We start from the raw sequence: 17,074 nt of genomic DNA on the forward strand, positions 1-17,074 counted from the left end.
ATCACTGGCAACAAGGTATACCGTGGAAGAACGGACGAGTCCGCATACCTTTGCCGATTATAATTATTTTAGCGGCTCAACCGCCTTTTGTTAGGCTGGTGTAACAAACCAGCACTGCATACACACAGCTAGCGCTGCTGCGTGTCAGGCATTGCCCGAATTAATCGGGTACACCGGAATCAATTTATGCACACAGGTGCTTCTTTTTGCCTAACCTGCGTGAGATGCAATAACTACTCCAGTTTAACAAACCGAAAGTGTTTCTGTCTGCACTATAAACCACTTGTCCGAACCGATCTAGATTCGTAAGTAGTTAACAGTGATGCAATTTATGCTTATTTAGGAAGGATATCGGCCAGCAAGTTCAAAAGTTGAGAATGCGCTTACTGGCCGGGAGGAATTATCAGAAGAAATCGCGAATGATGGTTTCAGCGATCTGTACACTATTGGTGGCGGCACCTTTACGAATATTGTCCGACACAATCCACAGGTTGATACCATTAGGGTGAGTAATATCGTTACGTACACGCCCTACATGTACCCAGTCGTTGCCACTGGCGCTGCTCACCTGGGTTGGGAAATCTTCCCGCGCATCGTACAGTTTTACTCCGGGGGCATCGGCCAGCAGGCGCTTGACTTCTTCTGCGTCGATCGGTTGACGGGTTTCCAGGTGCACGGCTTCACCGTGACCGTAAAATACCGGCACCCGAACGGCAGTCGCATTAACCAGGATGCTGTCGTCTCCCATGATTTTTTGGGTTTCCCACGACATTTTCATCTCTTCCTTGGTGTAATCATTATCAAGGAATACATCAATCTGCGGAATGGCATTGAAAGCAATCTGGCGGCTAAAGGCTTCCGAGCTGACTTCCCGCGCATTCAACAGGTCAGCAGTTTGCTTGGCCAGTTCTTCCATTGCTGATTTTCCGGCACCGGATACCGATTGATAGGTGCTGACATTAATGCGCTCGATACCTACAGCATCCTGAATGGGCTTCAGCGCCACCAGCATTTGAATAGTCGAGCAGTTTGGGTTGGCGATAATATTACGGTTTCTGAAATCGGCCAGCGCATGAGCATTAACTTCCGGCACCACCAGAGGGATATCAGGCTCGTAACGGAAATGTGAGGTGTTATCAATAACGATACAACCGGCATCAGCCGCTTTGGGCGCGTAAATTTCGGAGATGCTGCCGCCGGCAGAAAAGAAACCGAACTGAACTCGGGACCAGTCAAAGGTTTCTGCATCAAGGACTTCTACCTCTTCGCCCTTGAAAGTCACGGTGCCGCCGGCAGAACGTTTACTGGCCAGCGGGAACAGGGTCTTAACCGGAAATTTACGCTGTTCCAGAATTTCGATCATTGTCTGGCCGACCAGACCCGTGGCGCCGAGTACGGCAACATCAAAGGCTTGTGACATTTTAGGTGAAGCTCCTAATTTATTGTGTGAATCCAGTTTCACACCCGTTAATTACTGGTGCCCTTACTTGGCAGTCAGGTGAAAACCCAACCCACACAACTGGGCACGAATTGCCTCGGAAGTGTATCCAGGTACACTTAACCGAAAAGCCGAACATTCCCGGCGAATTCGATACTCTTTTCTTAACGCCGAAAATTGATTGGATTTTGCCATGGCTTGACGAAAATGCCTATCATCGTGTTGGATATCATATACCAAAAAGAACAGTTCCCGGAGTTTCGCCCATTCCAGCCGGGTAGCGCCGGGTGATCCTGGTTCAAAATCAACGTGATGATCGTCAGGCAGAACACTGGCCAGTTCCCGTGTTGGCGCAATACCAAACCGGTGGCAGATTTTTTCGTATACTATTTGGGTGCCACGAATCTTGCCTTCTATTGAATGCCCGGCAATATGCGGTGTAGCCAGCCACGCGGCCTGAAGTGCAGCCGTATCAATCTCAGGCTCATTGTCAAATACGTCCAGTACCAACGTTGGAGCGTCAGGTCGGGCCATACGCTCAAGCAAGGCCCGCTCATCAATGACCTCGCCCCGGCAGGCATTTATCAGCATCTGATTCCGATTTAGCGCCGCCAACTCATGCGCACCTATCATTGCAGCTGTCGGGTATTCACCCAGCCGGGTGAATGGCACGTGAAGACTGATAACATCGCATTTCAGGATCTCCTCCATTCCTACCATTGGGCGCACATCACCCGCCGCCTGCAGCGGAGGGTCACAAAGTAAATAGGGGATCTCAAGGGCATCCAGTAACCTGCAGAGCGCAGTGCCAACGTGGCCGGCGCCAACAATTCCAACCTTGCATGCAGCAAGGCTGATTTTTCCGTCGCCATCTGCGCGCAATAATGCACTGAGCACATACTCTGCAACCGATACTGCATTGCAGCCGGCGGCAGAATCCCAGCCAATGTTTTTGCTCTGAAGAAGGGTTTTGTCGATGTGGTTGGTACCCGCGGTTGCGGTGAAAACACATTGCAACGCATTTGCCTGAGCCAGTAACTCACTGTTCACTCGGGTGGTAGAGCGCACCGCAAGTACATCTACGTCCTTGAGGTCCTGTGGCTGAAGTGTTTGCCAGTTATAAGCCTGTGCATCGCCCAATTCGGCAAAATACACCTGTCCAAACGGGATGCTGTCTTCAAACAATAACTTCATGGATATCTGCGCACGCTTTTTCAAAGTGGGGCAGTGTAGAATAACTTCAGACAGATTAAAACGATTGCTGTTACGCAATGCGGGCATCGAGGCCCGCATTTATGAGGGTAGTTAAACGCTGACCATCAGTCAGCCCAGACTGATGACAAACTACTGCGCTTGAAATTGCAGCGTCAAAAGTCTTCTCAAAATCCTCATTTACCCTATGTAAACTGCGGTTTTTCGGCGACTTTTTCCTTGCACTTTCTTCGCTCGCTACGTTTGTCTCCAGTCTGCAGAGTGTTTCACTCGAAAAGCGGGACTTTATCAACACCCTGCGCGTACTATCAGTCTGCCTGAGTTTCGTCAGGCTTTTGCGCACCATTCACGCTGGCATTGCGGGCGCCACTAAAACTGCTGGTTGTGATCTGTGAATGCCCTCTGATAAGGTCATCCAACGTCCCTTTTTCATTATCAACCATGCCCAGTTCTCTTAACATCGCGTCGACAACGGGGGCGTTTGCCCGATAGTTGAGTGCTGCACTGGTAACCTGCTCAGCAATTCCACCCTGCCCTGTCACCACAGTTTCTCCGCCCGCTCCAAGGCTGCCATAGCCCTGCAATATTTTTATCCCTTCAATATTTTCCAGCGGTTTCACGGCATTGGCGACTATTTGAGGCAGTACTTTGAGAATGGCCAGCGCTTTCTGAAGTTCTATTTGTTCGACCTTAAGACTGTTTTCAGCCTCGTACATTGCACGTTTACCTTCCGCTTCCACGGCAAATACTTTTTCATCTGCCTCAGCCTGCAGTTTTTTCGCATCGGCCGAAGCCCGAGCCTCGGTCAGTATGGCGTCAGCTGTGTTCTCGGCCGCTTCCTTCTTGGCTTCGGCTTCCACTTTGATAGAAACTGCCTCACGTTCAGCCTCCTTGGTAGCATCTATCACTTCGATCTGCATGCGGCGATTTGCTTCTGCAACCTGGCGGGCAGTAATAACCGCTTCTTCCTTTTCAACCTTGGCTTTTTCCGCTTCTGCCGCTTTTGCGCGGGCCGCCGACTCTTCTTCAGATTTTGCCGCAACTGCTATCTGCTTGATTTGCTCTGCAACTTCCACTTCCTGCTGCTGTCGAATACGAGCTTGCTCCAACGCCTGACGACGGGCGATGTCCTGCGTTTCAATTTCACGTGATTTCTCAATCTCAGCGGATTCAATAGCCCTCTCCTTGGCAATCGCAGCTTCACGCTCTTCACGCTCTTTGAGTTCCCGCTGTTTGGCAATTTCAGCCTTTTGCTCCTGACGTTTGAACTGTAGCACCTGCTCCTGCATCAGACGGGCTTCCTCTTCGTCGCGCTTTATGTCCAGCGCCTGCTTTTCCGCCTCCAGATTACGCTGCTCAATTTTAATGCGGTTTTCTTGCTGAATGTCGTTGGTTTCCTTACGCTTCTCTTCAATAATCTTGGCTAAGCGGGCACGACCTTCGGCATCGAATGCGTTGTTTTCATTAAAAAACTCCAGATCTGTCTGGTCAAAGCCAGTCAAACTCACCGATTCCAGTTCAAGACCGTTTTTCTCCAGATCATTGGCAACACTCTGCTGAACTTTTTGCACAAAGTCGGCCCGCTGTTCGTGCATCTCTGTCATGGTCATTTCGGCAGCCACTGCACGCAGTACGTCCACAAACTTCGATTCCATCAGCTTTTTAACTTCTTCTGCCCGGGTGGTTCGGGTACCTAACGTCTGTGCCGCCATGGAAATGCCTGCCGCGTTTGGTGCTACCCGCAAATAGAAGTCGGCTTTAACATCAACCCTCATGCGGTCTTTAGTAATAAGCGCATCTTTTTGAGTCTTTTCAACTTCAATGCGCAACGTATTCATATTGACCGGAATGGTTTCGTGAACCACAGGCAGCACTATCGCGCCGCCGTCTTTAATCACTTTCTCGCCGCCCAGTCCGGTCCGCACAAAGGCGGTCTCCTTGGTGGCCCGCTTATACAGCTTGGCAAAAATCAAACCAATGGTAAGCATCGCTATAAAGCCAATCCCTGCAATCAGCGCGATGGTAATCAAGTTATTAGAATCAATGGGTTGCATATATAGTCCTTAATTTACTACTGATAACGCGTGGCCAGCCAGCCACGAGGTCCTTTTTGAACCAGAATAACGGTGTCACCCTTCACGAAATTATCGTTTTCCATGGGCTCCACCATCACATAATGAAGTTGCTGAAACGCATCGGTCACTTTTGCTTCCGCCGGAGAACCAGCACAAGCGGTTCCCAGCGTAATGACAGCCGCAGAACCAACCAGAGATTCTGTATCAATGGCCGTGGATTGCTGCTTGGGGATAAGCTTTGCGAGACCACCACCAAATTTGGCAGTGAGAAAAGTCGCGAAAATCATCGAGACAACAATATGCAGAGCAGCAGGAACACCAAATGGCAGCCCTGCCAACAGGAAAGAAGTAATGAAAAACCCGGTTGCGCCAAAGCAGGTCAGCCATAAAATCAGCCAGACAAGCAGTGGTAATCTGTCCAGGCATAGCCAGCTTAGTAGCTCGCTCGGGCCTGTTGCGGAAAGGTCTGCTTTTGCATCCACAGACACAATATCGTCCAGCAACCCCACAAGGCTAAGGCCAAATAGCAGGCCAAGAACCTCGACCATAAATAACAGTACAACAAACACCAACGCCGCACTGTAAAACATATTGGCATCTGAAAACAAAAAAGACATCGACACCTTCTTCCCTGGCTAAAAACCGATTTTTTCTTTGGTAAAAAACGTTATATCACGGAAATAGCGAATTGATAACACAGCATTATTCCGCTGTTACAGAACTGAACCTAAGCTCAGGGGTGGCAGCGAGACACAAAAAAGGCGCCCTGAGGCGCCGATTTAGTCAAACCGGTTTTTCATTCAGCCCTGATAGCGCTGAATAACCAAGGTCGCGTTGGTGCCGCCAAAACCAAAGCTGTTGGACATGATGGTATTCAGTTTTGCTTCACGGGTCTGGGTAACAATGTCCAGACCTTGCGCTGCATCATCCAGGGTATCGATGTTTATGGAAGGCGCAATGAAGTTGTTTTCCATCATCAGCAGGCTGTAAATGGCTTCGTTAACCCCGGCCGCACCCAGCGCGTGTCCGGTCAGTGACTTAGTAGCACTAATGGGCACCTGCGAATTGCCGAATACTTCGCGAATGGCGTTCAGTTCCTTAACGTCACCCACCGGCGTTGAAGTACCGTGAGTGTTGAGGTAATCCACAGGCCCCTTCACACCTTGCAGCGCCATCTTCATACAGCGAATGGCCCCTTCGCCTGAAGGTGCAACCATGTCGAAACCGTCAGAAGTAGCTCCGTAACCGACGATTTCACCGTAAATTTTCGCGCCCCGCGCCAGCGCAGTTTCCAGCTCTTCTACCACAACCATGCCACCACCACCGGAACTGACGAAACCGTCACGGTCTGCATCGTAAGTACGTGAAGCCACAGCTGGGTTATCGTTGTACTTGGTAGACAAAGCGCCCATTGCGTCGAACTGACTGGACAATGCCCAGTGCAATTCTTCACCACCACCGGCGAACACCCGGTCCTGCTTACCTAGCTGAATCAGCTCAAGTGCGTTACCGATACAGTGAGCACTGGTGGCACAGGCAGAAGCGATTGAATAATTGAAGCCTTTGATTTGAAACGGCGTAGCCAGACAGGCTGAAACTGTGGAAGCCATACAGCGGGGAACCATATAAGGCCCCATACGCTTTACGCCCTTTTCGCGCAGAATATCTGCAGAAAGCACCTGATTCTCAGAGGATGCGCCACCTGAACCGGCAATTATGCCTGTGCGTTCGTTGGAGATTTCATGCGGCTCCAGGCCTGCATCTTCAATGGCCTGTTGCATGGCAACATATGCGTACCCGGCTGCATCGCCCATAAAACGCATCGACTTGCGGTCAATGTGATCCTTAAGGTCTATATCGACATTACCCCACACCTGGCTTCGCAGCCCCATTTCGGCGAACTGCTCGGAAAATGTGATGCCGGATCGGCCGGATTTCAGCGACGCCAAAACGTCGTCTTTATTGACACCGATGCTGGATACAATACCCAGGCCGGTAATAACAGCTCTTCTCATATTACACCTTTTGCGTTGATGCGGCATATGGTAACGATTTTCCATCACAAAGTGGTCCGCTCTTTAACTGATGGCATTGGTCTAAACCGGAAAATCACTACCGCTGAATGCGCCTCACAGGTATGATCCTGACGCAATATCTCAGACTGAACAATTCAAGGCTCGCGAGTGAAAACACCCCAGGCTCAAATCCACTTCAATGATCAGGGAACTCCTGTCGCCGATCTGTTCGACGATGTGTATTTCTCTAATGACAGTGGCATAAATGAAACCTACCACGTATTCATGAGAGGTAACAACCTGCCTGAGCGCTGGGCGAAGCACTCCGAGCCCAGTTTTGTGATTGCCGAAACCGGGTTCGGTACCGGTTTGAATTGTCTGGTAGCCATGCTGGCCTTCAAGCAGTTTCGAATGCAACATCCGAACCATACATTAAAACAGCTGTATATTCTGACCACCGAAAAATTCCCTTTACCCAAACCGGATATCGCCCGGGCGCTGGGCTCATTTGAGCAGCTGAAAGAGGCCTCTGACGCTTTGCTCAGCGTTTATCCCATGGCCATCCAGGGCTGCCACAGATTGCATATGCCGGCATTTCATACCTGTCTGGATTTGTGGTTGGGCGACGTGCACGATACGCTGCCTGAATGGCACAATCCACCCTCTGGGCTTGTAGATGCCTGGTTTCTGGATGGATTCGCACCAAGCAAGAACCCCGATATGTGGACCGATGCCCTTTTTGGCGAAATGGCCCGTCTGAGCAAACCCAACGGAACGTTTTCCACCTTTACGGCCGCAGGCATCGTCAAGCGTGGCATGCAGCAAGCCGGGTTCTGCATTGAAAAGGTTGGAGGTTTCGGCCGCAAGCGTGACATGCTGATCGGCCATTATTCGAAAAACGAAGCCAAAGATCCTATTAATCCGCCCTATTCACGGTATCAGGCTGATGCAATTACTGCGAAAGACAGCGTTGCGATTATTGGCGGAGGCCTGGCTGGCGCAGCAATTGCCTATGCATTGGTGCAAAAACATATTCGTTGTGAACTGTTTTGCGCCAGTAACGAGCTGGCTCAGGGTGCCTCCGGAAATCCCCAGGGTGGCTTTTACCCTCAGTTACACGCTCAGGCCAGTCACGCCAGCCAGATTCAGGCACACAGTTTTTTATACGCCCGCCGCTTATACGATGAAGCGGTTAGCGGCGAGCCGGTACCACACGAATTTTGCGGAGTACTGCAACTGGCGTTCAGTGAAGAAGTGGCAAAGCGACAGAGTAATTTGCTGCAACAGGCTGTCTGGCCTGCACAACTGGTGAGGGGTGTGGATTCTGCGCAAGCCACGGAACTGGCGGGTATCACGTTGCCCTACTCTGGCCTGTTCATTGAACAAGGTGGGTGGCTAAGCCCACCACAACTGGTTCAGGCGTTATTGAAAAAAGCCACGCAGACAGGCCTTATCACCGTACATACGGGTACAAGGGTCAATCACTATGAGGCAACATCCGAAGCCGTTGCCGTTCACTTTGACGGTCAGCCACCAAAACAGTTTGCCCATCTGGTGCTCGCCAGTGGGCATGAGTCTGCAGCGTCCCCGGCGTTACAGGGCTTGCCATTTCGCGCCGTCCGGGGCCAGGTTGAGTCCCTCCCCTCCCAGCCTCCGATGGACAGGTTATCTACCGTGCTGTGTCATAAAGGGTACCTGACTCCGGCCTGGAATGGACGCCATGCATTGGGTTCCACTTACGTAAAAAAGGACCTTCAGCAGGAAGTAAGAGTCAGCGAAAGTGAGGCGAATCTGAATACCCATCAACAGGCCATGAGTGAATGTGACTGGATTTCTGCACTGAAGCACGATGGTAAAGCGCGGGCCGCCATTCGCTTGGGGTTGCCGGATCATCAACCTGTTACAGGACATGTGCATGACTGGAGTCAGTTACGGGAAACTTACGCCGGGCTGGGAAAGGGCAAGCCGCTGGAAGAACAGGCGATGCCACCGGCCAGCCGGGTCAGTGTTCTGACAGGACTGGGTTCAAGAGGATTAACCACGGCGCCTCTCATGGGCGAGATACTGGCCAGTCAGCTGACCCATTCACCACTGCCGCTGACTGACACCCTGCTGCAGGCAGTAAGCCCCAGCCGCTTCGTTATTAGAGACTGTTTACGCAATAAGATTAGCGACCAGCCTGAGTGACCGCGTTCAGGCTGGTAACCATAAAAGCCGGAATATAAACACTCGCGCTGGCGACCAGTTGGCGGTTCTCCACCGAAACAATTCGGGCATTAACCCGGACTCCACGGCCGTCTTCAATCAGGGTGCCGGTGAGGATATGGTCCATTGCCACCTGGTTTGCCAGTTCGCTTCCTTTACGACTCAGCGACAAATCTCCGGATTCGGTTACCTGAATGCCGTTCGCAAGTTTATAGTCCACCACGGCAAGACCAAAGTCCTGCAGTTCGGCCATCAGATACTCGGCCATCTGGTTACCCAGCACCGTAGGCTCCTGAAGAGAACGGTTCAGGCGCACAAAACTGGCAATGCCAACCAAATCGGAAGTGGACATGCGGGTTGCATTCGCCATCAGGTCCATGGCCAGTTGTGCCGCGTAGTCGTTCAGCCGCTTGTGGGTCTGGGAAGGTGAAAAGCCCTGCTGCAAGGGGTCACGGTAGCGGTCATCACTTTGCGCTTGTGCTTCATACTTATAGGCATGATCCCGGGAGTCCGGCCGATACTCCAGGCCACTTCCCCTGGGTGCTTCAACCGCTTCATCTGCCTTAACTGCACGGCCGTCTTCACTGAACCAGTAAGAAAAGTTTTCACGGGTAGCCGAACATCCGGTCAGCGCAAGAACCAGAGCGCATGCGACGCTGATCCGTGTGGCCGAAATTGCTATCTGCCTCATTCAACTTACCCCTGGCTTAGCTTCACACCGTCGCGCATTCCGCCGCGATGATTGCCATCACTGGGGATCAAGGCGTCCACCACGTAGAAAGGCACCAGCATTTGTGCGCTGGCCACCACCGCCCGTGATTGCAAGCCCAGAATGCGGGCATTGACCAGTACACCGCCCTGGTGTTTGGCCATGGTGCCGGTCAGTACGTATTCAATTGGCAGACTGGCATCCAGCTCCAGATAGTCACGGGAAAGCAAGAAATCGCCCTGGCCGGTAATGCGAATGTAATCGGTGGCTTTGTGATCCAGCACCGGAATGCGGAATTTGTGCAATTCATGGATAAAAGATTCTGCCATTTGCTGGCCCAGCAGATTGGTTTCCTGCAAGTCTGAATCCAGCAACGCGAAGTTGGTCACTGCAACAGGGGTTTTAACGTTAACGTATTCCAGATTAGCAACCAGGTCCTGGGTCATATTCTTGACGTAATCGCCAATGTGCTTGGTCAGAGGCCGCCCCTGATACGCCCCCTGTTCACTGGAATACAGTGGCGGCTGCCCAATGGCACCGAAGTTGTCCATATCTTCAACCGGTTCTGCCGCAGAAGGGTCCCGCTCTACTGCCACAATGTCGACCACATTGATTGCAGATGCAGTACTTACCGGTGCCGCTTCAGGGGCCGTTGATGACAATTCCGTCGGCATTGCGCACGCTCCCAAAACTGAGCTGACGGCAAGCCCCAAAGCGACCAGACTGACTTGCTTATTCATTCCCCGTTACCCCTTATGCTCGGTTCTGTATAGTCTTCCATTGCGGCTGGACACCTGCTCTTCACGCCAGAATAGCTGTTGCGGAAAAAACCGCGTTGCCGCAGCCACCACATCTTTTGTCTGAGCGTTGATGACCCGGGCGTTTACAATCGCCCCTTCCTGCTGATAAACCATTGTGCCGGTGATGTAAAAATCCACCCGCCCTGCGTCTGAAAGGTGCTCGATATTACGAGACAATACCCGATCAGACTCAGGTTCTATTAATATATCGTTCGTAAGCTTGAACTCTTGAGCGATAAATCCACGTTTCACGCCCTCAGTGATCAACCCCTGCTCAAGCTGCTGGCTTAGCATCATCAGAGGGTGCTGTTCCTCAGCGTTAATATTCAGGGTGTCGGCAGGAACAAAGCCCGCCACTGCATAGCGCGCCTGCCTTGATGGCTTAAGCTGGATAAACAATTCGTTGGCCAGCAAATGGGTGTGGTATTCAACATTGCCGAGTGCAGGTACGCCATTTTGCGATGCTTCACCAATTTGTGCCTGGGTGAGAACCGGCGCTTCAATGTGGGTGGTACAGCCACTCATCGCCGCAATTATGCCTATCAGGATAGCAATGGCCACATAACGAAAACGCAACCCCCGGCGATAACACTTTCGGGCTGGAGAATAATAGGTGTATTTGCTCATGGTCCAATTCTACTTCACATCTGGGGAACCGTATTTTTTGACAATGTCCGCCACACCATTTCAGCCGTGACGGTACATTGACGCCTCGCCAGCACTATGCAATTTTCACACCAAATACATCTTTTACGTTCAGGTCATTACCCATGCCGTCAAAAGCGTTTCAGCCACGCTAGGTAAGCCCACAAAAGGGTAGGAAAAATCCGTCAGAGGGCAAACCCTTGCCAGCCTGGCAACGATTCAGGCCCTCGCAACCAAACGTTGCCACAAAGCTGCAACCTTATCCTGATCCTCAGCATCAAGCTCCTTTTGCGCAAAAGCCTGTTTAAGGCTGTTTTTCATGGCTTCATCGAGCAATGTGATGTCGGCATCGGCGCGCATTTCCAACTGCCTGGCAAGTACGGCAAAGTGCCCCTGTAAATAACTGGCGACAAAAAGCTCATCATCACTTCCGTGATCAACCACCGCATCGAGCTGTTGTTCAATATGGCTAACCGACTGAATGAAGTTTTGGGGAGCCTGAGGGGAAAACTGCATTTAGATACTCCTATACTGCGGTGTACAACACTTTGTCATGGTACCCGGTGATAATGGAAAAGCTGCCTGCCATGGCTTTGTCCAATTCACTGTCGCCGGTATCCAGCCTCAGGGGGCGCCCACCCAATTGCTGTAGCTTTTGCTTGGTAGCAAGAACCAGAATTCGGTCTTTGCCAAGGCGTTTTAAAAAAGCGGCACTCAGTTGCTGGTTTCCGCGACCAAACACGTGGCCCTGGCCACCAATCACGGTTACGACCAGCCTGACGTCATGCCCGTCGGTTATCTGTAACAGCTGTTCGGCAGTTACATCTTTAGCCAGGAGTTGCCCCTGTCGAATCACATCAACACCTAACAACGTATTTTCCAGCCCAAGCTCCTGCATAACGGAAGCAACGGTGGAACCAGAGCCCATCACAAACAGCGTGTCGGGCATTTCATCCATCAGTTCGGTTACATGATCGCAGATATCTGCCAGCACCAGTTCTTCACTTTCCTGCCCCCCCATTTTCACAGACTGCACATAAGTCAGATCATGGGGAACGCGCATCTCACCATAGTGGCGTGCAACAACCCGCCCCTGACGAAAGGCCTGTTCATCGATATCACGCACTTCCGCTTCGTATTCTGAAACCAGTTCACCGCTGAGCATTTTCAGCACCACTTCACCGGCCGCGGACGGCGTTACAGTGTAAACCCCAGAATGGATTTTACAGCCAGCCGGTACTCCAAGAACCGGCACCCGGTCCTGAACCACATGGCACACGTTGCGGGCAGTACCATCTCCTCCGGCAAACAGAATCAGATCGGCCCCCGCTTCGATAAGACAACGGACAGCAGCTTCAGTGTCGCTGCTTTCAGTTTGAACATTCGCCGGGGTATACACCACCTGGCAGGGCAGGCCCAACGCCTCACAAATGCTTTGCCCCATATCTGCGGCAACGGTAAATATTTCAAATTCAGCAGCGGCGTCAACGAGCCGGCTCAGGGCTTTACCCATTCTGGCATTGGCCTGAGGCTTTGCCCCCAACGCCAGTGCCTGCTCCCGGATCTCTGCTCCGTCACTGCCCTTGAGCGCGAGTGCACCACCGATACCGGCAAATGGGTTTACCAGCACACCTAACCGGAAACGCCGCGCCGGCTTCATGCGGCCTGACCTTGCAGGGAGATTGGACACAATGGCGGCGTATTGAATTGTTGATGCAGTGCCTGGATAAATTGTGCCGCCCGGGAAGGAAACCCGTTTTCCAAATAGCTCAGCAATTGTTGCTGTACTGCATTGGTAAACGCATCCCGATCGGGCTCCGCGCCATTGAGATTATCCGTGCTGACTCGAAACGAGCGGCCCGCCGCCAGGGTAAAAGCCCATTCGATGGCCTGGGGTTTTACTTCAACTTTTTCAAATTCGGCCTGCTGGCAGGCATCCCGCCCATCGGGGCAATACCAGTAACCATAGTCTTCGAGCTGTCGACGGGCTTCACCGGCAATGCACCAGTGTGCGATTTCATGCAGCGCCGAGGCAAAGTAACCGTGTGCAAACACAATCCGGTGGTGGCCGAATCCATCTTTTGCCGGCAGATAAACCGGTTCTTCCTCACCACGAACCAGCCGGGTATGGTATGTGTCGCTGAAGAGGCGATCAAACAGCCGAATCAATATACCCAGTTGCGGGTCATCCTGGGACTTCAGATCTGTTGCACCATTGTCTGTACTCAGAAAACTCACAATCACCTTAAACGCGGGATTTAAAACTGCCGCGAGTCTACCAAAAACTCCGACCATCGGCCATTCCGGGGGATAAATCCTCTGTAGAGGTTGGTGTGACACAAAGCTTGTCATAAACTGGGTGAACGCCACCGAGCCAGTTGGCGAGCCAGATGGAAAACCAAGTGTCGATTCCGGCTGGTTCGCCCCAACCGTTTCAGTTCAGGAGATTGCCGTTGAAAGGTTCCGCCCACCCAATCGTCGAACATTTGCATCAGGTTAATGAACTCAGAGAACAGGCCGAACAGAGCCAACTGCTCAATGATGTCCATGCTTTGCAGGCCTGGCAGTGCCAGCGCCTGCTTGCAACTCATGCCGACCTGGCCAGCCAGAAGCGCTACCAGCTGGCAATGCAGTTTTTTGTCGATGAACTGTATGGCCCCAAAGACTTCAGCCAGCGGGATGCCGACCTGGCTCGCGTGATCCCCAAACTTGCCAGTGTGCTGCCCAACAAAGCCATGAGCGCACTGGATGATGCACTGGCGCTTAACGCACTGTCGTTTGAGCTTGACCTGGCGATGGCTGACAAACTTCAGGGCCAAAACCTGGACCGTGACAGCTACGCACTCGCCTACCGTCAGGTTGGCCGCCCCGATGACCGCCGCCATCAGATAGAAATCATTGCGCATTTGGGCCAGCAATTAGCTGATGTGGTGCACATTCGTGGCATCGGCATGCTCATCAAGCTCGCGCGCCGCCCCGCAAAAATGGCGGGATTACTAACTCTGCACGAGTTTCTGGAACGAGGGTTCGACGCCTTCAAGGGTCTCGGTGATGTACACAGTTTTATTGAACCGGTTATTGCTCGGGAACGAGCGTTGATGCTACAACTGTTCGACGAGAACCTTGATTTGAAAAAGGACAACCCGCTGCCTCATGTCTGAACGACTTCCCTGGTATCACGAAAATCCATTCATCCAGACCTGGCAGGTTGGCCAGCAGCACATTGATCACTATCAGCACGTTAACAACGTGGCTTACCTGGGCCAGCAGGAATTATTGGCCTGGGCCCATTCCAACCATCTGGGGCTGAGTTTCAGTGACTATGCCGAATGTGACCGCGGCATGGTTATCCGCCGCCACGAACTGGACTATTTTTTGCCCTGCCACTTGGGGGATGTGATTGAATGTGGCACCTGGATCATTGCCTGTGATAACACCGTGTCTCTTACGCGGCAGTTCCAGTTTGTCTGCACGCGCCGCAAGCAAACGGTGTACGCCGCCAAAACCCAGTTTATCTGCGTAAGTGTGACCACAGGTGCGCCCAAGCGTATGCCGGAAAAATTCCGAGAAATTTATGGCCAGGCCTGCGTGGGAGCACAATAATGCGCCTGGCTATAACGCTGCTTAGCATTCTGCTTTTGGCGTCTCTGGCTGTAAACGGATGGCTGTTATGGCGGATATTTAATCATGCAAAGGGCACACAGCTCCATCTGATCTCCCCCTCAAACCAAACCAAACCGACTGATTCGGTGTACCTGCCCCCCAATTTAAAATCCGGCATGGAGACGGTTAGCCCCGACGTTCCTTTAAGTCTTGATGACGCCATAGAAAGGCTCACTCACAGTTTGCAGCAGGGCGATTATGATGAAGTTGCATTCCGGCTTACCGAATTGCTTCAAGCCAACCCCGAAAACGCAGAACTACTGTTACTGGAAGCTGAGCTGATAGCGCTTACCCAACCCCTTTCTGAAGCCCTGATGCATTACTACTCACTCCTGGAGATGCCCTTACCGCCCGCCGAGCGACAAAAAATTTACTCAATAATCAATGAATTATCTGAAAATGCCATACGGCAACTTAAAGAAGATCAGGCGTGGGACCTAATGGCGCAGCTGCTGGAGCCGTTGTTTCAGCTATTGCCTGAACACCGTGGCTATATATTGGGGCTTGCCGAAGCCTATGGCCAGCAACAAAAAATGACCCTGATGGAAGACGTGCTGGCATCCCTGCCACCAAACGACAGCCAGGCTCAAATTATTCGCCAACGCGCTTTCCGTGCCCGGGAAACCGGCTTTAACAGGGAAAATATTTCAACTGACAAGCCTGTTGACCGGGAACCGGGGGGTGAACAGCGCCTGAGCCTGATAAGAGTGGGGGATCAGTTTCTGGCTCAAATCCGGATTGGCGAAAGGCCTACCAACATGCTTCTGGATACCGGAGCCAGTACCACCGCCATCTCAAGCCAGGTATTTGAACAGATAAAATCCACCCAACGGGTTCGCTTTATTGGCGTTTTCGATGTCAATACTGCGGCCGGGAAAATTCGCGCCCCTCTGGTGCAATTACCACAAGTCACCCTTGGTCCTTACCAGTTTTCTGACCTGAGTGTACTGGTCATGCCTGTTGGTGAAATGCAGCGGGCGGAGGGCCTTCTGGGCATGAACGTACTCAAAGTGTTTGATTTTCGTATTGATCAGGTTTCAGACCAGCTGGTGTTGCGTGAGCATTAGGCGTTTTTCAGCCCACAAAAATCCAGATTCGGGTAAATCTTTTCATCGCCCAGCAGCGTAGCACACTGTAAAGATTATCGTGCAGATACCAAGCCCGGACCTGGGCGCATATCCACACAAACCGACGAACCACAACCCCAACACAAGAGGAACACCATGCCAGACATGTTTTCTCCGGCACAGGTTGGCAGTATGGAAACCCACAACCGGATATTTATGGCTCCGCTGACCCGTAGCCGCGCGGATGACGACACCGACATACCTGCGGACTATGCCGCAAGCTACTATGAGCAGCGGGCTTCTGCAGGGTTGATCATTACCGAAGCCACTCAAATCAACCCCCGGGGTAAGGGGTATATTCGAACCCCAGGCATTTACTCTGCCGCACAAACGCGACAGTGGCGTGATATTACCCAGGCGGTACACAATGCGGGCGGAAAAATTGTTCTGCAACTGTGGCATGTGGGCCGTATCAGCCACAGCCACTTTCAGCCCGGCGGAGACGCACCGCTGGCCCCCTCGGCCATCAAGCCTGACGTGGAAGTATTTTTTAACGGTGGGATGCAAGCGGCATCAAAACCACGGGCCATGACCCTTGAAGACATTCAGAAAACCGTTGAGGATTACGCTCACGCAGCCAAAAATGCCCTGCTTGCGGGTTTTGACGGGATTGAAATACACAGCGCAAACGGTTATCTGCTGGATCAGTTTTTGCGTGACAGCACAAATCGCCGCGACGACGAATTCGGTGGCAGCCTGGAAAACCGTACACGCCTTTTGCGCCAGGTTACCGAGGCAGTGCTCGCCGAATGGCCAGCCGACTGTGTGGGCGTTCGGCTCTCCCCTACCAGCACCTTCAACGACATCAACGACAGCAACCCGCTGAAAACCTTCCGCTATGCCATCGACATGCTCAACGGTTATCAGCTGGCCTATCTGCATATGGTGGAAAGATTTCCCGGCGTTGCTGCTAACAACCGTGAACTCTATATTCAAAGCCGGTTAAGAGAAGCCTGGCAGGGGTTTTACATTGGCAACGGAGATTACGATTACCTCTCCGCGCAGATGGCCATTAAGTCAGGGTATGCCGACGCCATTGCCTTTGGCAGACCCTTTATTTCCAACCCTGATCTGGTGGACAGGTTTCAGACAGGTGCTGACCTGGCCGCACCGGATCCCGATACGTTTTATTCCGGCGATAAAAAGGGGTACGTTGACTACCCCTTCATGACAGAAAAATGAGCG

16 protein-coding genes are annotated in these 17,074 nt (G+C 52.1%); 5 read left to right on the plus strand and 11 right to left on the minus strand.

Features of this window, described 5'->3' with window-relative positions; all coding sequences use genetic code 11:
- Positions 1-403 precede the first annotated feature (403 nt).
- The 5 genes from DXV75_RS13040 to fabB all read right to left on the minus strand — a co-directional run bounded on the left by DXV75_RS13040 (position 404) and on the right by fabB (position 6,740).
- Positions 404-1,420, minus strand: coding sequence for an aspartate-semialdehyde dehydrogenase (locus tag DXV75_RS13040; RefSeq protein ID WP_115593859.1), 1,017 nt, complete (start codon positions 1,418-1,420; stop codon positions 404-406).
- A gap of 63 nt (positions 1,421-1,483) precedes the next feature.
- Positions 1,484-2,632 (minus strand): 4-phosphoerythronate dehydrogenase, encoded by a 1,149-nt coding sequence (locus DXV75_RS13045; protein WP_115593944.1) that lies wholly within the window; start codon positions 2,630-2,632, stop codon positions 1,484-1,486.
- Positions 2,633-2,958: 326 nt separating this feature from the next.
- On the minus strand, positions 2,959-4,704 hold the full coding sequence (locus tag DXV75_RS13050) for a flotillin family protein (protein ID WP_115593860.1): 1,746 nt from the start codon (positions 4,702-4,704) through the stop codon (positions 2,959-2,961).
- A gap of 17 nt (positions 4,705-4,721) precedes the next feature.
- Complete coding sequence (locus DXV75_RS13055; RefSeq protein ID WP_115593861.1) at positions 4,722-5,342, minus strand: OB-fold-containig protein; 621 nt, start codon at positions 5,340-5,342, stop codon at positions 4,722-4,724.
- Positions 5,343-5,525: 183 nt separating this feature from the next.
- Positions 5,526-6,740 (minus strand): beta-ketoacyl-ACP synthase I, encoded by a 1,215-nt coding sequence (fabB, locus tag DXV75_RS13060; protein ID WP_115593862.1) that lies wholly within the window; start codon positions 6,738-6,740, stop codon positions 5,526-5,528.
- A 168-nt stretch (positions 6,741-6,908) separates the two neighbouring features.
- Here fabB and mnmC point away from each other — a divergent pair, with 168 nt between their 5' ends.
- Positions 6,909-8,927, plus strand: coding sequence for a bifunctional tRNA (5-methylaminomethyl-2-thiouridine)(34)-methyltransferase MnmC2/FAD-dependent 5-carboxymethylaminomethyl-2-thiouridine(34) oxidoreductase MnmC1 (gene mnmC / locus DXV75_RS13065; protein WP_115593863.1), 2,019 nt, complete (start codon positions 6,909-6,911; stop codon positions 8,925-8,927).
- On the opposite strand, the gene DXV75_RS13070 is transcribed toward mnmC, so the two are convergent.
- The 6 genes from DXV75_RS13070 to DXV75_RS13095 all read right to left on the minus strand — a co-directional run bounded on the left by DXV75_RS13070 (position 8,908) and on the right by DXV75_RS13095 (position 13,328).
- Complete coding sequence (locus DXV75_RS13070; protein WP_115593864.1) at positions 8,908-9,636, minus strand: FlgO family outer membrane protein; 729 nt, start codon at positions 9,634-9,636, stop codon at positions 8,908-8,910. The genes mnmC and DXV75_RS13070 overlap by 20 nt on opposite strands.
- Positions 9,637-9,641: 5 nt before the next feature.
- Positions 9,642-10,394, minus strand: a complete 753-nt coding sequence (locus DXV75_RS13075) for a FlgO family outer membrane protein (protein WP_245953216.1) — start codon at positions 10,392-10,394, stop codon at positions 9,642-9,644.
- A gap of 6 nt (positions 10,395-10,400) precedes the next feature.
- Complete coding sequence (locus tag DXV75_RS13080; protein ID WP_245953218.1) at positions 10,401-11,081, minus strand: FlgO family outer membrane protein; 681 nt, start codon at positions 11,079-11,081, stop codon at positions 10,401-10,403.
- 237 nt (positions 11,082-11,318) lie between these two features.
- A complete protein-coding gene (locus DXV75_RS13085; protein ID WP_115593865.1) occupies positions 11,319-11,615 on the minus strand; it encodes a YfcL family protein in 297 nt (98 codons plus the stop codon).
- Positions 11,616-11,625: 10 nt separating this feature from the next.
- Positions 11,626-12,759: an ATP-NAD kinase family protein gene (locus tag DXV75_RS13090; RefSeq protein WP_115593866.1), complete on the minus strand. Its 1,134-nt coding sequence runs from the start codon at positions 12,757-12,759 to the stop codon at positions 11,626-11,628.
- Positions 12,756-13,328 (minus strand): elongation factor P hydroxylase, encoded by a 573-nt coding sequence (locus DXV75_RS13095; protein ID WP_281268920.1) that lies wholly within the window; start codon positions 13,326-13,328, stop codon positions 12,756-12,758. Before DXV75_RS13095 ends, DXV75_RS13090 begins: the two co-directional genes overlap by 4 nt.
- A gap of 224 nt (positions 13,329-13,552) precedes the next feature.
- Between DXV75_RS13095 and DXV75_RS13100 the strand changes: the two genes are divergently transcribed.
- From DXV75_RS13100 to DXV75_RS13115, 4 genes are all read left to right on the plus strand, one after another.
- Complete coding sequence (locus DXV75_RS13100; RefSeq protein ID WP_245953219.1) at positions 13,553-14,260, plus strand: DUF8198 family protein; 708 nt, start codon at positions 13,553-13,555, stop codon at positions 14,258-14,260.
- A complete protein-coding gene (locus tag DXV75_RS13105) occupies positions 14,253-14,702 on the plus strand; it encodes an acyl-CoA thioesterase (RefSeq protein WP_115593868.1) in 450 nt (149 codons plus the stop codon). Before DXV75_RS13100 ends, DXV75_RS13105 begins: the two co-directional genes overlap by 8 nt.
- On the plus strand, positions 14,702-15,829 hold the full coding sequence (locus tag DXV75_RS13110; RefSeq protein ID WP_115593869.1) for a retropepsin-like aspartic protease family protein: 1,128 nt from the start codon (positions 14,702-14,704) through the stop codon (positions 15,827-15,829). The genes DXV75_RS13105 and DXV75_RS13110 overlap by 1 nt, the downstream gene beginning before the upstream one ends.
- A gap of 156 nt (positions 15,830-15,985) precedes the next feature.
- Positions 15,986-17,071: an alkene reductase gene (locus DXV75_RS13115; RefSeq protein WP_115593870.1), complete on the plus strand. Its 1,086-nt coding sequence runs from the start codon at positions 15,986-15,988 to the stop codon at positions 17,069-17,071.
- Positions 17,072-17,074 lie beyond the last annotated feature (3 nt).

This window comes from Alteromonas aestuariivivens, from assembly GCF_003367475.1.
GTDB lineage: Bacteria > Pseudomonadota > Gammaproteobacteria > Enterobacterales > Alteromonadaceae > Alteromonas > Alteromonas aestuariivivens.

Excerpts from the sequence above, each read along its gene's own strand:
- DXV75_RS13040 (WP_115593859.1), bottom strand. The coding sequence starts at position 1,420 with ATGTCACAAGCCTTTGATGTTGCCGTACTCGGCGCCACGGGTCTGGTC.
- DXV75_RS13045 (WP_115593944.1), bottom strand. The coding sequence starts at position 2,632 with ATGAAGTTATTGTTTGAAGACAGCATCCCGTTTGGACAGGTGTATTTT.
- DXV75_RS13050 (WP_115593860.1), bottom strand. The coding sequence starts at position 4,704 with ATGCAACCCATTGATTCTAATAACTTGATTACCATCGCGCTGATTGCA.
- DXV75_RS13055 (WP_115593861.1), bottom strand. The coding sequence starts at position 5,342 with ATGTCTTTTTTGTTTTCAGATGCCAATATGTTTTACAGTGCGGCGTTG.
- fabB (WP_115593862.1), bottom strand. The coding sequence starts at position 6,740 with ATGAGAAGAGCTGTTATTACCGGCCTGGGTATTGTATCCAGCATCGGT.
- DXV75_RS13070 (WP_115593864.1), bottom strand. The coding sequence starts at position 9,636 with ATGAGGCAGATAGCAATTTCGGCCACACGGATCAGCGTCGCATGCGCT.
- DXV75_RS13075 (WP_245953216.1), bottom strand. The coding sequence starts at position 10,394 with ATGAATAAGCAAGTCAGTCTGGTCGCTTTGGGGCTTGCCGTCAGCTCA.
- DXV75_RS13080 (WP_245953218.1), bottom strand. The coding sequence starts at position 11,081 with ATGAGCAAATACACCTATTATTCTCCAGCCCGAAAGTGTTATCGCCGG.
- DXV75_RS13085 (WP_115593865.1), bottom strand. The coding sequence starts at position 11,615 with ATGCAGTTTTCCCCTCAGGCTCCCCAAAACTTCATTCAGTCGGTTAGC.
- DXV75_RS13090 (WP_115593866.1), bottom strand. The coding sequence starts at position 12,759 with ATGAAGCCGGCGCGGCGTTTCCGGTTAGGTGTGCTGGTAAACCCATTT.
- DXV75_RS13105 (WP_115593868.1), top strand. The coding sequence starts at position 14,253 with ATGTCTGAACGACTTCCCTGGTATCACGAAAATCCATTCATCCAGACC.
- DXV75_RS13110 (WP_115593869.1), top strand. The coding sequence starts at position 14,702 with ATGCGCCTGGCTATAACGCTGCTTAGCATTCTGCTTTTGGCGTCTCTG.
- DXV75_RS13115 (WP_115593870.1), top strand. The coding sequence starts at position 15,986 with ATGCCAGACATGTTTTCTCCGGCACAGGTTGGCAGTATGGAAACCCAC.